The 14,143-nt window shown below is 42.7% G+C and carries 9 protein-coding genes; 6 read left to right on the top strand and 3 right to left on the bottom strand.

Features of this window, described 5'->3' with window-relative positions:
* Window positions 1-65 precede the first annotated feature (65 nt).
* On the bottom strand, window positions 66-3,980 hold the full coding sequence (locus DW657_RS03430; protein WP_118311410.1) for a glycoside hydrolase family 2 TIM barrel-domain containing protein: 3,915 nt from the start codon (window positions 3,978-3,980) through the stop codon (window positions 66-68).
* Between the two features lie 268 nt (window positions 3,981-4,248).
* Here DW657_RS03430 and fucO point away from each other — a divergent pair, with 268 nt between their 5' ends.
* Window positions 4,249-5,403 carry a lactaldehyde reductase gene (fucO, locus tag DW657_RS03425; RefSeq protein ID WP_118311409.1) on the top strand — a complete coding sequence of 385 codons (1,155 nt, stop codon included), beginning with the start codon at window positions 4,249-4,251 and terminating at the stop codon, window positions 5,401-5,403.
* A gap of 780 nt (window positions 5,404-6,183) precedes the next feature.
* Here the strand turns inward: fucO and DW657_RS03420 are convergent.
* The gene (locus tag DW657_RS03420) at window positions 6,184-6,651 is read right to left on the bottom strand and encodes a lipocalin-like domain-containing protein (RefSeq protein ID WP_118311408.1); all 468 of its coding nucleotides are present in this window, start codon (window positions 6,649-6,651) and stop codon (window positions 6,184-6,186) included.
* Window positions 6,652-6,672: 21 nt separating this feature from the next.
* A complete protein-coding gene (locus DW657_RS03415; RefSeq protein WP_118311407.1) occupies window positions 6,673-8,256 on the bottom strand; it encodes a capsule assembly Wzi family protein in 1,584 nt (527 codons plus the stop codon).
* A gap of 205 nt (window positions 8,257-8,461) precedes the next feature.
* On the opposite strand from DW657_RS03415, the gene DW657_RS03410 reads away from it, so the two are divergent.
* The 5 genes from DW657_RS03410 to DW657_RS03390 are packed head-to-tail and all read left to right on the top strand — an operon-like array spanning window position 8,462 to window position 14,138.
* Entirely contained in the window at window positions 8,462-9,511 is a 1,050-nt protein-coding gene (locus tag DW657_RS03410; protein ID WP_118311406.1) for a chain-length determining protein, read from the top strand.
* 20 nt (window positions 9,512-9,531) lie between these two features.
* The gene (locus tag DW657_RS03405) at window positions 9,532-11,085 is read left to right on the top strand and encodes a polysaccharide biosynthesis protein (RefSeq protein WP_199658297.1); all 1,554 of its coding nucleotides are present in this window, start codon (window positions 9,532-9,534) and stop codon (window positions 11,083-11,085) included.
* 15 nt (window positions 11,086-11,100) lie between these two features.
* Window positions 11,101-12,156, top strand: coding sequence for an EpsG family protein (locus DW657_RS03400; RefSeq protein WP_118311405.1), 1,056 nt, complete (start codon window positions 11,101-11,103; stop codon window positions 12,154-12,156).
* A gap of 13 nt (window positions 12,157-12,169) precedes the next feature.
* On the top strand, window positions 12,170-13,321 hold the full coding sequence (locus DW657_RS03395) for a glycoside hydrolase family 99-like domain-containing protein (RefSeq protein ID WP_118311404.1): 1,152 nt from the start codon (window positions 12,170-12,172) through the stop codon (window positions 13,319-13,321).
* Window position 13,322: 1 nt separating this feature from the next.
* Complete coding sequence (locus DW657_RS03390) at window positions 13,323-14,138, top strand: hypothetical protein (protein WP_118311403.1); 816 nt, start codon at window positions 13,323-13,325, stop codon at window positions 14,136-14,138.
* Window positions 14,139-14,143: the final 5 nt, after the last annotated feature.

Below are 14,143 nucleotides of genomic sequence, written 5' to 3'. Positions count from 1 at the left end.
TTTATGCATCAAAAAGAACGAATATCTTTTATGCATCAAAAAGAATGAATATCATCTTCCACTTATTATTCAGTAATCAGTGTAAACTCTGAACCCGAAGCATAATCCTGACCATTTTGCTCATTCAATGCACGCAGACGGAAGTAGCGAGCCTTGACAGGCTTGTTCAACATCACCTTCTGCAGCTTGGCAGTCTTCTCAAAATGACCCTTCAGGATTGGCTCACCCCAAGTCTTGTTGTCGTTGCTGACGTAGATTTCATAATCCTTGATGCAACCATTCAAAGAACCATCCTGGCGTGCCAGATAAGTAAAGCCCTTGATGACCTTCTGCTTGCCAGCATCGAAGTCAACCCAGTGAGGATACTTCGCCAATGTAATGGAATACATCGTATGCCAGAATGTAGAAGGATCGCCATCTACCAAGTAGGCAGCATCACCCTCATCAGGCTCCTGGCTGGAAGCAAAGGTAATCTGAAGACTGGATGTCTGCTGATTCTGCTGCATCTTCTTCATCATCTCCTTCACCATCTCACGACCTGTAGCTGAAACCTTCACGATATTTCCAAGCTCTGACTTCACTGCTGGACGGATGATGAATCCGAATGTTGTAGGAGTACTGCGTACCTGATCTGGTGTCAAAGGACCACCCTGTCCACAGCTGGCACCGCCCAATCCTGTAACCTTTGCATCCAGGTGCAAGTGAGTACCGCTGCTCTTTGGCAACTGATATGGATGTGCTGCCAAAGTCAACTCCTGCTGACTCCAAGGCAATGCTGAGGCAGACATTGTACTGTCAGAGATGAATACTACACCCTGCTGGTTGTCGTTAGTAACGGCACACCAACGTACCTCCTCGCGGTTGCCCTGTGCCTGTGGCTTAGGAAGCATGATGCCCTGCTCTGCTACCGGACTGTGGTACCAACCGATAAACTGGCTGGTCTTGCGGTCGTTATAGTTGTTGACAGGTCCGCGTCCATAATAATCATACTGGTTCAACTCGCTTGGCAATACCATAGAATAGCCGATACGAGGCAAGATGACCTTGGAACGGTTAGCACCAATGGCACTCTGCATCTCGATAGAACCATCCTTATAGATAGTATAGATCTGGCGTGAAGTGAACTTCAGGTCAGCATCTGTCAAGGCATGCTTGTTCTTCTCGAAGTTATAGCAAGACTCTGGGTCACGGTCGCGGTTGCTGTAATTCACATCGCATCCCTCCTTACCCTGACTCTCTACAGTAAAGTCGAGCTGGTAAGTACCATTCTTCTTGGCAGTATAGTTCCAGTTCTTCACTACATGCTGCAGGTCGTACAGACCATTCTTGAACCATGCATTGTGGTATCCGATACCGGCATCGTTGTCAGTAGGAGCACGATATGCATCGAGCTTAGGACCATTGCCATCCTTGATGATATCCTGGCTGCCATACTTCAAGCTATAGATAGCACCGGTATTCAGGTCGAATGCCACCTGGAAGTTGCCACCATTGATGTTGGCACGCTTAGCCGCCTTATCTACCGAAAGCTTCATCGCCTTACCGTTCTTGGCAACAGTAGCGATAGAAGGAGCAGCCACATCAGCGCCCTTCACTCTCAACTGTTCTTCCATCTGCGGATAACCCTTGGCTGCCCAAGGCATATCCTTGCCCAGAAGGAACTGAACTGTTACGAAGTACTCGCTCTTAGGATCGAGGCTTGCATAATCGTATGGCAAGGTATAGAAGCCCTTCTCGCGAGGACCCACGATATTCTTGGCACCCTGCAATGGCTGATTCTTTGAAATGCAGACACCGTCCTTATAGAGAGACCATACAATCTGGTAATTCTTGAGAGGCTCGAAGTAGTTCTTGTTGAAGATTTCAATCTGTCCCTGCTTCATATCTACAGCCTTCACGCCTACATTCTGATAAACCTTCTTTACCTCATAGTACTGAGCCTTAGGTGAGAAGTCTGGGCGAACGATACCATTCATGCAGAACATACCATCATTTGGCTTGTTGTCCTTACCGAAGTCACCACCGTATGCCCAGTAGGTCTTTCCGGTTACAGGATCCTGCTTGTCAAGAGCCTGGTCAACCCAGTCCCAGATAGCTCCACCCATGAAGAAGTTGGTGCTCTCGATTGCCTCCCAGTAATCTATCAGGTTACCGCAGGCATTACCCATAGAGTGAGCATACTCAGAGATGTGGAACGGATACTTCAGCTTGTACTTGCCCTGTACGGCACCCTGAACCCAGGCGATGGAAGGATACTGGTTAGAACCCATATCCACGATATCATTATTACGCTCATACTGAACTGGGCGGCTGGTATCGTAAGCCTTGATGGCATTGTAACAATCTACAAAAGTTTTGCCTGGACCAGCCTCGTTACCCAAACTCCAGATTACTACAGATGGATGATTCACGGTAGCGTGTACCATCTCCATATTTCTGGCGATATGAGCGTTGCGGAACTCTGGTACATGAGAAAGACTCTGCTTGCCATAGTAGTACTCATGGCTCTCAAGGTTAGCTTCATCCTCCAGATAGATACCATACTTATCGCAGAGATAATACCAGTAAGGTGCATCTGGATAGTGGCAGTTGCGCACATGGTTGATGTTACCACGCTTCATCAGGAAGATTTCGTTCTCCATCTGCTCGCGGGTAGCAGTATGACCTAACAGCGTATTGTTCTCATGACGGTTGACACCCTTCAGTTTGATAGGCTGTCCGTTGAGATAGTAGTATCTTCCTGCTAATCCGAACTCATCCTTCTCGGCAGGAGTCTCCTTGATTTCCACCTTTCTGAAGCCCACGATGGTAGAGAAGGTCTGAACCGTTCTGCCCTTGGCATCCTTCAGTTCTCCTACCAATGTATAACGGTAAGGAGCTTCTGCACTCCAGAGCTTCACCTTGTTGGCAGCATCGAGCGTAGTCTCCAGAACTATCTCTCCCTTGGAATTCAGTTTTCCTACGAGAGGAGTAGAAGCTGTAATGCCTTCCATCAAGTCGTTGTCGTCGGAATAAAGACGGTTGGCATAGAGTGAATACTGCAAGGTATAACCCTTGATGGCCTTCTTGGAAAGGTTCTGCAACTGTGCTGTAATATGCAAGGTGGCATGGCTGTAGGTTTCATCCAGGTCAGGAATAGCCTTGATGTCTCTTACCTGAACCTGTGGTTTGGCAACCAGAGCCACGGTGCGGAAGATACCAGGCAAGCGGAACATATCCTGACTCTCCAGGAAAGAACCGTCTGAATGGCGATAAACCTCTACAGCTACCGTATTCTCCTCACCCTCCTTATTAAGATAAGGTGTAATGTCGAATTCAGCCAGGTTGCGTGAGTTTTTGGAGAATCCCACATACTTACCATTTATATATAGGTAGAAGAATGAATCTACACCATCGAAGTTCAGATAGATCTGCTGTCCCTTCCAGTCTGCAGGTACGGAGAAGGTTCTGCGATAAGACCCCACCTCATTGCGGTTGCGATAGGTCATCCAGTTGGTAGGAGGTGTACGCATCACTCCACCCTTCCAGTCGTTCATCGGCTGCCAGGAGTGCTGGAAGATGACACGCTGGTTAGAATAGAGCGGATCTCCATACTTGTTGTTTCCATCTTTCTGCAGTCCAGCCAAATTCCAGTTCATAGGCACCTTGATATCGTCCCACTGAGAGACATCATAGTCTGTACGGTAGAAATCCTTAGGACGCTCATCAGGATTTGGAGCCCAATGGAACTTCCATAATCCATCGAGAGATTTCCAGTAAGAACTGTTCTCCGGTAAAACCTTTCTCGCCTCTTCGACATTGCGGAACGAGAAGAACCAGGCATGTGGCTGCTGCTTGTTGACAGCTACGGAATCAGGACTTTGCCACTCCCATCCCGTAGGCGCAGCCTGCTGATTGTAGAAGTAGCCTCCTAAAGTACCATCTGCCCATGCCGATGAGCAAATGAGTCCGGTTAAAAGTAATAAATAAGTTTTCTTCATAAGTTGATGTTATTGTTTCTAATTATTTCCTTTGCAAAGTTACGCTTTTATTTTGAAAAGGCAAAATAGTAGAAGGGAAAAAGCGAGAAAACACCCGATTTTTTGAGATAAGTCTTTAATCTTTGCCCTACCCGATGATTTTTTGCACGAAAAACTTGGCGGAATCACAGAAAAGCTGTATCTTTGTCGCATATAAACAATCTAATGGCAATATAGATATACTAAATATATTATTAATTAATAAATTCAATCTTAAACAAAGACATTTATGGTAAACAGATTCATTCTTAATGAAGTTTCCTATTTCGGTCCAGGTGCCCGCAAGGAGCTTCCTACAGTAATCGCTAGTCGTGGTTGGAAAAAAGCTTTGGTTGTAACAGACAAGGGCTTGATGAAATTTGGCGTTGCCAAGATGGTACTCGACGTATTGGACGAGGCTAACATCGCTTACGAGGTATTTGATGACGTAAAGCCAAACCCAACAGTTTCCAATGTTACTGCAGGTATTGAGGCTTGCAAGAATGCTGAGGCAGACTTCATCATCGCTATCGGTGGTGGCAGTTCTATGGATACCGCAAAGGGTATCGGCGTGGTTGTTACTAACCCAGAGTTTGCCGACATCGTTTCTCTGGAGGGTGTTGCTCCTACCAAGAACAAGTGCTTGCCTATCGTAGCTCTTCCTACTACAGCTGGAACCGCAGCTGAGACAACCATCAACTATGTGATTATCGACGAGCAGCGCCAGCAGAAGATGGTATGCGTGGATCCTAACGATATTCCAGCCGTAGCCATCGTAGATGCAGAGCTGATGTACTCTTTGCCAAAGGGCCTCACCGCAGCTACCGGTATGGATGCGATGACTCACGCTATCGAAGGTTTGATTACCAAGGCAGCTTGGGAGATGAGTGATATGTTCGAGCTCAAGGCTATCGAGATGATTCATAAGTACCTGCCTATCGCAGTGAATGATCCTACCAATCCTGAGGGTCGCAACGGTATGGCTGTAGCTCAGTATATTGCCGGAATGGCATTCTCTAATGTAGGTTTGGGCGTTGACCATGGTATGGCTCACCCGATGAGTGCCCTTCATGATGTTCCTCACGGAGTAGCATGTGCTATCCTGCTTCCTACCGTGATGCGTTTCAATATGGAGGTAAGTGTTCCTAAGTACGTACAGATTGCCAAGGTTGTGGGTGTTTACAAGGATGGTATGACCGACCAGGAGGCAGCAGAGGCAGCATGCAATGCTATCGAGGAGTTGTCTAAGTTGGTAGGTATCCCACAGCATCTCAGCGAGTTGGGCATAACGGAGGCAGACATCCCTGCCCTTGCCGAGCAGGCATTCACCGATGTATGTACTCCAGGTAACCCTCGCGAGGTTTCTAAGGAGGATATCATCGCCTTGTATCACAAGATTTTGTAATATAGGTAAAGATAAGATAGAACTTTAGTAGTTTAATCGCCCCAGAAAGGACAAGCATAATTAATGCTTCACCTTTCTGGGCGATTTTTTATTCATTCAATCCCTCAACTAGGCACAAAGACGTAACTGAGAGGTTGCCATGATAGTACTGACAATGCATAAAGCAGCTTGTATTGCTTATTGCCTCACTATGGCACAACATTGCCCCTTACCAGGGCAATAACCTGCCATTGCCAGGCACAAAACGATACGTTGGGAGCTGGTAAAAACAGCCACTCTCTTTTTTACTCTTCACCCTTCACCAAATCGGCTGAAACCCCGATAAACACTGGGGTTGCGAGAGGTGAAGAGTTACGCACCACTCTTCACCACTCTTCACCTTATCACAAAGTCCTGACATCATTGGAGACTGAAGCTGGTCATCATTGATGAACGAAGGATTACTTAACAAAGAGAAAACTCTCCCAAAAATATTGAGGGTGAAAGGTGGTGAAGAGCGGCGCTAACTCTTCACCCGCACAAATACCTTATATCCAAATACTTATGCCATTTTTGTGAAGAATGAAGAGTGTTTTTGAAAGTGGCTTACTATTACGGCGGATTTCAAATCCGCCGGGACGCCTGGCGGGGGGCAAATTAGCCATAAATGCGGAGCCGCTTACTTTTAATTTCTTTTCCTTCATACAAATCTGATAAAATTTCTTCTTTAGTCATACAACTCCTTTTTTTTAAATTTGCTTTCAAAATACCGAATATCACTGATGAACTACGAATTGTTTTTTAGAATTTAGTGAAGTATAGCCTCAACATCTTAGAGCGGAGCATCATTTTATCGCCCTTGAGCTTCTCTTTGTAGAAAGCTTCTCGCAGATTATTGATACCATAGCTTCTGATGCTGTCATTCACAACGGTTGCAGGAATATCACCACCATTTTCTCCATGATCCTGATGCCAGTTGTTCTTGTAAGGCGAATGCAGGATCAGACTGTCACCCTTCTGTTCGAATCGGAAATAATAGCCACGGAAACTGTACATATTCGTGGGGGTAATACTGGCACAAGATATCAGCTTATGCTGCACTCCCCAGAATACACGTTCCTTGGAAAGGTCGAGATAGTTGCCCGTAGCCAACGTATCTACCCGTTCCAGATGCCAGAATCCATCAAGATCTCCATTATCGCTCGTCTCGATGGTACAGGAATTCACTACCAAACAGATAGCTGCTATCAAATATATTATTCTTTTCATTATCTTTTCTCTTTCATAAAGTTAGAACTTGACGATACCTTGTCTTGTCAGGGTAATCTGGAAACCTCTATTGTGTCCCAGCATCTCTGTACTGCCGAAATCCATACCGTAAGCGGCCTTTACAGTATATCTTCTTAAGAAGTGGTAGATGCCTTCTGCCATGAAGCTTACATTATGATGCTTCTTGGTAAATGGCAGGACATAGGTTCCCCATCCCTTCTGATAGGAGGCAAGTACACGATAGCCGAATTTGTCGGAAGGCTGACCATCGAATCCCAGGTGATAGGCGATGAAACGGTTATCCTTCACCTCAATCTTTCCATCTGTATTATAGATTGGCGAACGATAGAGCGGATTACCCATTACCTGTCCCCAATGCTGCCAGCCAGTATAGTTACTGTGATTGTAATAATTGTCCATTCCAGCCAAATGATCAGGAATATTCACGGTATGATCATGGTTATATGGACCACTCTGATATTTAGTATGTATATACTCCAAAACAATATTTCGTAACCATCTGCCATATTTGATATTCAGTTCCGCACCCAGCATCATGTCCTGGAGGGAATACATAAAGAAGCGATGGCTTTTCTTGCTCTGCCACTCCTTTCCTTCGCCATATCCATTATAATCAAGCATAAACATCTGACTGTCATCCTCGAAGAAATGATCAGCATAAACGCCCAACTTCCAGGTGTCAGCATTATAGTTGATGCGCATGAGCCAAGACCCCAACTGGTTGCCGGCAATATTGGCATATTGACCTTCACCATCATCATGACCGCCAGGAATAAAAGCATGCCACATTCCCTTTAATCCTCCTTCTGTAGCTTTGCATTTGAGTCCGCCATTTCCATCATAGGTGTATGGCTTGCCACCAAACTGTGCTGCCATTTCCAAGCCCAATTCGATACTCAAAGGGCAGAATGCGGCTTCGTTTCCTATTCGCAGATAGCCAGCCTTGCTATGATAGAGCACGCCTTCCGAATACTTGGATTTGCGCTGGGTGAAATCATGCTGCCAGTTTTCATCGGTAAATTTTCCAAAAGCTATATGTCCCTTGAGTTGAACCCAATGATTAAGAATAGGTAGCGTCCAATATTCCGGCAAGGCTAATCTTACCTGCGGTACAGGTCGAGCGTTAATGCCCAGCGTCTGGCTACCACTGGAAAGCGTCTGGTTCTTCAATTCCATCGGATATTCTTTAGCACCCACACTGAGCACACCATGCAGCCATCTTACTTCTGCAAAAGCCTGCTGCACAATAAACTTGCTGGTAAAATGAGTGGGCAATACCAGATCTACACCATAACCTACTCCCCATCTGCGCTGATTATCTGTGGATAGAGGTCGTATCAAACTACCTCTCAGATAGGCATTCGCCTCTTTCAGAGAACTTAAGCCATAACGATTGGCATTGAGCCAAAGGGGTGTTTTGCCCTTTGAAAAAGCAGACTGTATATCTATCCGGTATTCCAGAGCACTATCGAGTCTTAATTTTGCAGGTTCCGCATCTTCCTGCCAACCATATTGCGCCTTCACTGATTGCGGACACGCTACGGTGAGGAGGCAAAGCGAAACTAAACAGAAAACTTTCTTCATATCAATGTTTTATCTATAAAACTGAATAAACACTCATTTTATTGTAGTTTTTGCAGTTACTTTAACATTCCTTACGAAAAGTCAGGCTATAAATCTGGAATGGAAAGATAAAATTCGCCAAAATACAATAATTCAACAATACATGCGTTACATTATATAAGATATAAGAATTAGATTAGTAAGGTTTTTGTAAACAAGATAAACAATGGAAAATAAAGAAGAACATCTCAAACAAATAGATGTGGTGGCAATAGCCAAAGAGATGAAGAAACATAAGAAACAGTATCTTATCGCTCTTCCTGTCACCTTCGTACTCTCTTGCCTGCTCATCCTCTGCGTGCCAAGGTATTATACAAGTACGGCAAAATTGGCTCCGGAAATATCAAGCTTCAGTTCGAGTTCATTAGGTGATATTGCCTCTTCATTCGGCTTCGATATAGGAGGAAACTCTGCAAACGGAGATGCCATCTTCCCGGAACTCTACCCTGAGCTGATAGAATCCAACGACTTTATGGTCGGTATGTTTGATGTCAAGGTGAAATCTAAGGATGGAAGTATCAATACTACCTATTATGATTATCTTGCCACCAAGCGACAGACACCTTGGTGGTCTAAAGCGTATAATTCCGTAAAACAGCTGTTTGATACACCTGATTCTACACCCGTAAGTAAAAACGGAAAAGCTAATCCATTCCAACTTACCCGACGTCAGGATCAGATAGCCCGACTTATGAGCAAAAACATCAAATGTAATATTGATAAGAAGAACTATGTAATTTCCATCACCGTAGAAGATCAGGATCCTCTGATATGTGCAACCCTTGCTGATACGGTTCAGGCTAAACTTCAGGATTTCATCACTTCCTATCGTACCAAGAAAGCGAAGAAAGACTTAGAGTACTACAAGAAGTTGAGCAGTGATGCCAAGTCAAAATATGAGCGCATCAGACAGCAGTATGGCAGTTATTCAGATGCCAATCAGGATGTGGTATTGGAAAGTTACCGCCTGAAAGCCAACGATATGGAAAATGAGATGCAGTTGCTTTACAACACATACACGAGTCTTCAGGCTCAGGTTCAGCAGGCTCAGGCGAAACTTCTGATGCAGACTCCAGCCTTTACGACCCTGCAGAGTGCATCTGTGCCATTGAAACCGGCAGGACCTAAGAGAATGCTGTTTGTTCTCGGAATGACTTTTCTGGCTTTTATCGTCGTGACTGTATATTCCATTAGAAAATTGATTTTTAGAGAGTAGAAATAATAATAATGAGGAATATGAATGAACTGAATCATAGTAACCATTCGAAGCGAATAGCCACCAATACTTTGGTGCTATTTGCCAGAATGCTCATTATTACCATTGTCAATCTCTATACTGTGCGCTGGGTTCTGAAAGGTCTTGGTACAGAGGATTATGGCATATACAATGCTGTGGCAGGTGTGGTTACTACTGGCACCTGTATCAGCAGTGTTCTAGCGATGGCTACACAGCGATTCTATTCTTACGCAATAGGCTTGGGTGAGAAGGAAAAGCTAACCAGAATATTCTCTGCCAGTGTGAATTTAGTTATTGTGTTTTCGATTATCACAATCCTAGTTCTTGAGCTTGTAGGAAATTGGTTTGTTTCCACACAGATGACAATTCCTGCTGATAGGCTGTCGGCTGCAAGTTGGGTATTCCAGTTTTCTATATTTTCTTTTATTTTTACCTTGCTTCAGATACCATATATAGGAGCAATCTTTTCTAATGAAGATATGGGAGTATATGCACTTGTATCTTCAGCAGACTGCTTCGTAAAGTTGTTGATTGCGGCTTTAATCTGTATGTTTGGTTTCGATCATCTTATTTTATATAGTGGAGCCATGATGATGGAATCTGGCTTAGTGATGGTAGTTTATATGCTTGTTGCTTCTCGCAAATACATCGAATGCAGATATACAACAAAAGGTATAGACAAGGAGCTATACAAAGAATTGATATCTTTCTCTGGATGGACATTTTATGGTGCTTTGTCTGGAATGGGCATGACTCAGGGAAGTATCATTTTGCTCAATATCTTCTTTGGTCCACTGGTAAATGCTGCATTTTGTATTGGTAACCAATTATACAATGCCATCAACACGTTGAGCAATAGTATAGTTGTTGCATTCCGTCCAACATTAATCAAATCCTATTCGTGCCAGGATATGCCATATATACAGCAACTATATTTTTCTGCCAATAAGGCAATTTTGTATTTGCTGTGTTTGGTTGCAATGCCTTTGATGTTGGAAACGGAATATGTACTGCAATTCTGGTTAGGATACAGCACACCTGAAATCATACTCTTTTGCAGACTCTATATTATATATACGATAGTTTTGACTTTACATAATCCGATTACTATCATTATGCAAGCTACAGGAAAGATCAGAAAGTATAGTTTATATGTAGAAAGTCTTACCATTATGAATATTCCTGTTTGTTGGGGGCTGTTTATACTAGACTGTCCTTCTTATACTATCTTTATCGTAATGATAGTCTTGTGTCTGATAGCTCACAATATAAGATTAGTGATGCTGAGAAAAGCTATTCCAGAACTGAAGCTGAGAAGTTATTATAAACATCTGATACTTCCTGCCTTCTTCATACTGGGCATAACGAGTATATTGGAACTGTTCTTGCTTCAGTTACCGATAGCAGGTTTTCAAAGATTTGGGCTAATCGTGATCTCTTCAGTTATGGTAATGTCAATATTGATATACGTATGGGGCTTTTCGGAAGCCGAACGAAAATTATTGCATTCACTGATTCATAAGGTAGTGAATAAAAGGCAAACAGTATTATAAAGGAAACAATAAATTATGGGATACATTTTACTATCAGTACTTTTGATAACGATTATACTTTGTTATCTGGAAGATTACATCAAGAGATATAGATCTTTTCTATATATCTTGATGGGATTCGTTATGGTTCTCATAGCAGGATTACGCGAAATAGGTCTGGATCCTGATTCTGAAAATTACGAGTATTCTTTCCAGCATTATTATCAGAGTTCTGAGATGGGTATGGTAGAACCATCGTTTACTCTCATATCTGCTGTTCTAAATGTATTTACAGATAATGTGCATCTTTTGTTTTTAGTTTATGCATTCCTTGGTGTCACTATCAAGCTATATGCATTCAAAAAAAACTTGCAATGCATTTTCGTGCCAATGATGTTATATATAAGTTTCTACTTTGTATTGCATGAAATGACACAAATCAGAGCTGGAGTTGTGTCTGCTTTATTCTTGTTGGCTGTGTACCACATAGCTAAAAAAGAAAAAAGAAAAGCATTACTGCTGATCATAGTTGGCTCATTCTTCCACTATTCCTCCTTAGCTCTGCTACCAACACTCATGTTTGGCAATAAAGATTTCAACCGCAAAGAAAATATAATGATAGCGTTACTCATCCCCCTAAGCTATCTCATATATTTCGGTGGTATCAGTATGCTGCTGAATACTGACATTCCACTTATCGGTAACAAACTAGCCATCTACCAGCAGGCAATGGAAAAAGGAAAAATGACAGTAAACATAAATGTCTTTGATCCTGTACACCTTGTCTCCGTGATGTTGTTTTACTACACATTATATTTTCGAAAGACAATCACCGCCTTCAATGAAAACTATAATGTTGTAATAAAAATAGTGGCACTAGGGCTGTTCTTGCATACAAGTTTGGCTTTTCTCCCAGTTCTAGCTTTGCGAATCAGTCAGTTATACTGTATCGTTAACATTTTCTTATTTTCAGGGATCGTATATACAGTCAAACAGAAATGGATGGGAATTACAATCCTGGTGTTATTATCGATATTCCAAATGTATCTCGCTTTACCTCATTATGGATTAGGTGATATCGTGAGATTTTAAATAAAGAAATACAATGAAAGCAAGAGTTATAGCATTTTACCTGCCACAGTTTTATCCGATTCCCGAAAACGACAAGGTTTGGGGACCGGGATTCACAGAATGGACGAATGTAGCCAAGGCTCGTCCGGTTTTTCATGGGCACTATCAGCCCAGAATACCGGCAGATTTAGGTTTCTATGATCTTCGTTTGCCTGAGACTCGCGAACAGCAGGCTCAGTTGGCACGCGAAGCAGGTATAGAAGGTTTCTGCTACTGGCATTACTGGATGGGTAACGGTAAGCGCCTGTTGCAGCGTCCTTTCGATGAAGTACTAAATTCCGGCAAGCCTGACTTTCCTTTTTGTCTCGCATGGGCCAACCATGATTGGATAACAGGAACATGGAAGAACAATGGTGGCAACCAGATGATCTGCGAACAGAAATATCCTGGAGACGATGATTATATTGCTCACTTTCATTATGTTCTTCAAGCTTTCAAAGACCATCGCTACATTACCGTAGATGGAAAGCCACTGTTCTTGATATTCGACCCTTACCACTTTAAGGATGTTCGTCATTTTATACAACTCTGGCGTGACTTAGCCAAAGAAAGCGGATTGAAAGGTATATACTTCGTTGCTATGTGCTCAGCCACAACCACCATAAAGCGCAATGAAGATGGCTCTTTGAGCAGAGTGGTTCCTAATCTGGACAGTGCTTCTGAGGTTTATGAAAGCTTTATCAAACTAGGATTTGATGGCATTAATCCAATGGGAAAAAACCGCGCAGAAATGGTGTATCAAGGAAAATATTGTCGCATCATTCGAAGAGCATTACAAAAGAAGTTTTCCTTTCTGCCTCCGTTGAAATATGATTATCCGAAAGTGATGAAGCATTTCTATATGCCCGAAGACCAATGGAACAATGTATTCCCTACTCTCTTCCCACAATGGGACAGAACTCCAAGAGCAGGCAAGCATGAGGGGATATACGTAAACGCTACCCCACAGAATTTTGAGGAGCATATCAGAGGGGCACTTCAAATTATTAGAAACAAACCGGAAGATAAGAAAATTCTATTCTTGCGTTCTTGGAACGAATGGGGCGAAGGAAACTATGTGGAACCAGACTCATTATATGGCCACGGTTTTCTAGATGCCATAAAAAATGAAATAAAAGCGGAATAAAATGGAAATAAAAATAATCCCGACAGGAGGACTTTGTAATCGACTGAGAGCTATCGCAACTACCATTGCGATAGCAAAGCACTATAACTGTTTGCTATCCATCTATTGGAACAACAGTAGAGGGCTCAAGGCAAACTTTGCCGACTTATTCGAACCTATTCATATAGAAAAAGTGCATCTGATAGAGAATACGCAATGGCTATATCATATCAACGGAACCAAGGATTACCTCTTGAGAAAATGGTTCCTTCGGTTGGGTAATGAGCAGGTAGTTTTCAATCATAGTATCTATAGAGAAGGAGATATCTATCAGAAGTTGAAGAGTCATTATAAGGGCAACCTGCTCTTGATTTCTTGCTATCCTATGTGTACGGATTATCAAATTCAGAACATATTCGTTCCGAAAAGAGATCTTCAGCTGCGGATTGATCAAATAACCTCGACTTTCTCGAAAAATATGATTGGTGTTCATATCAGAAGAACAGACAACATAGCTTCTATCAAATCTTCACCAATAGATGTTTTTGTCCATCTTATGCAACTCGAAATAGAAAAAGAAGATACTGTTAAGTTTTATGTGGCTAGTGATGATGAGAAGGTAAAAAAAGAACTGCAAGATAAATTCCCGGGAAGAGTCATTACATTAATGGATGATACCAGCAGAGACTCTCTCGAAGGTATGAAATTCGCTGTAGTGGATTTATTCTGTCTAAGTATGACTAAAAAAATATTGGGTAGCGTGGCATCTTCCTATTCACAAATTGCAGCAGAAATTGGCGGTATCAAAGTAGAATATGCTAAATGTAATGAGAATTAAATAGT

The sequence above is a fragment of the Prevotella sp. AM23-5 genome, assembly GCF_003473645.1.
GTDB lineage: Bacteria > Bacteroidota > Bacteroidia > Bacteroidales > Bacteroidaceae > Prevotella > Prevotella copri_A.
This window is presented reverse-complemented; position numbering and strand designations above follow the sequence as displayed.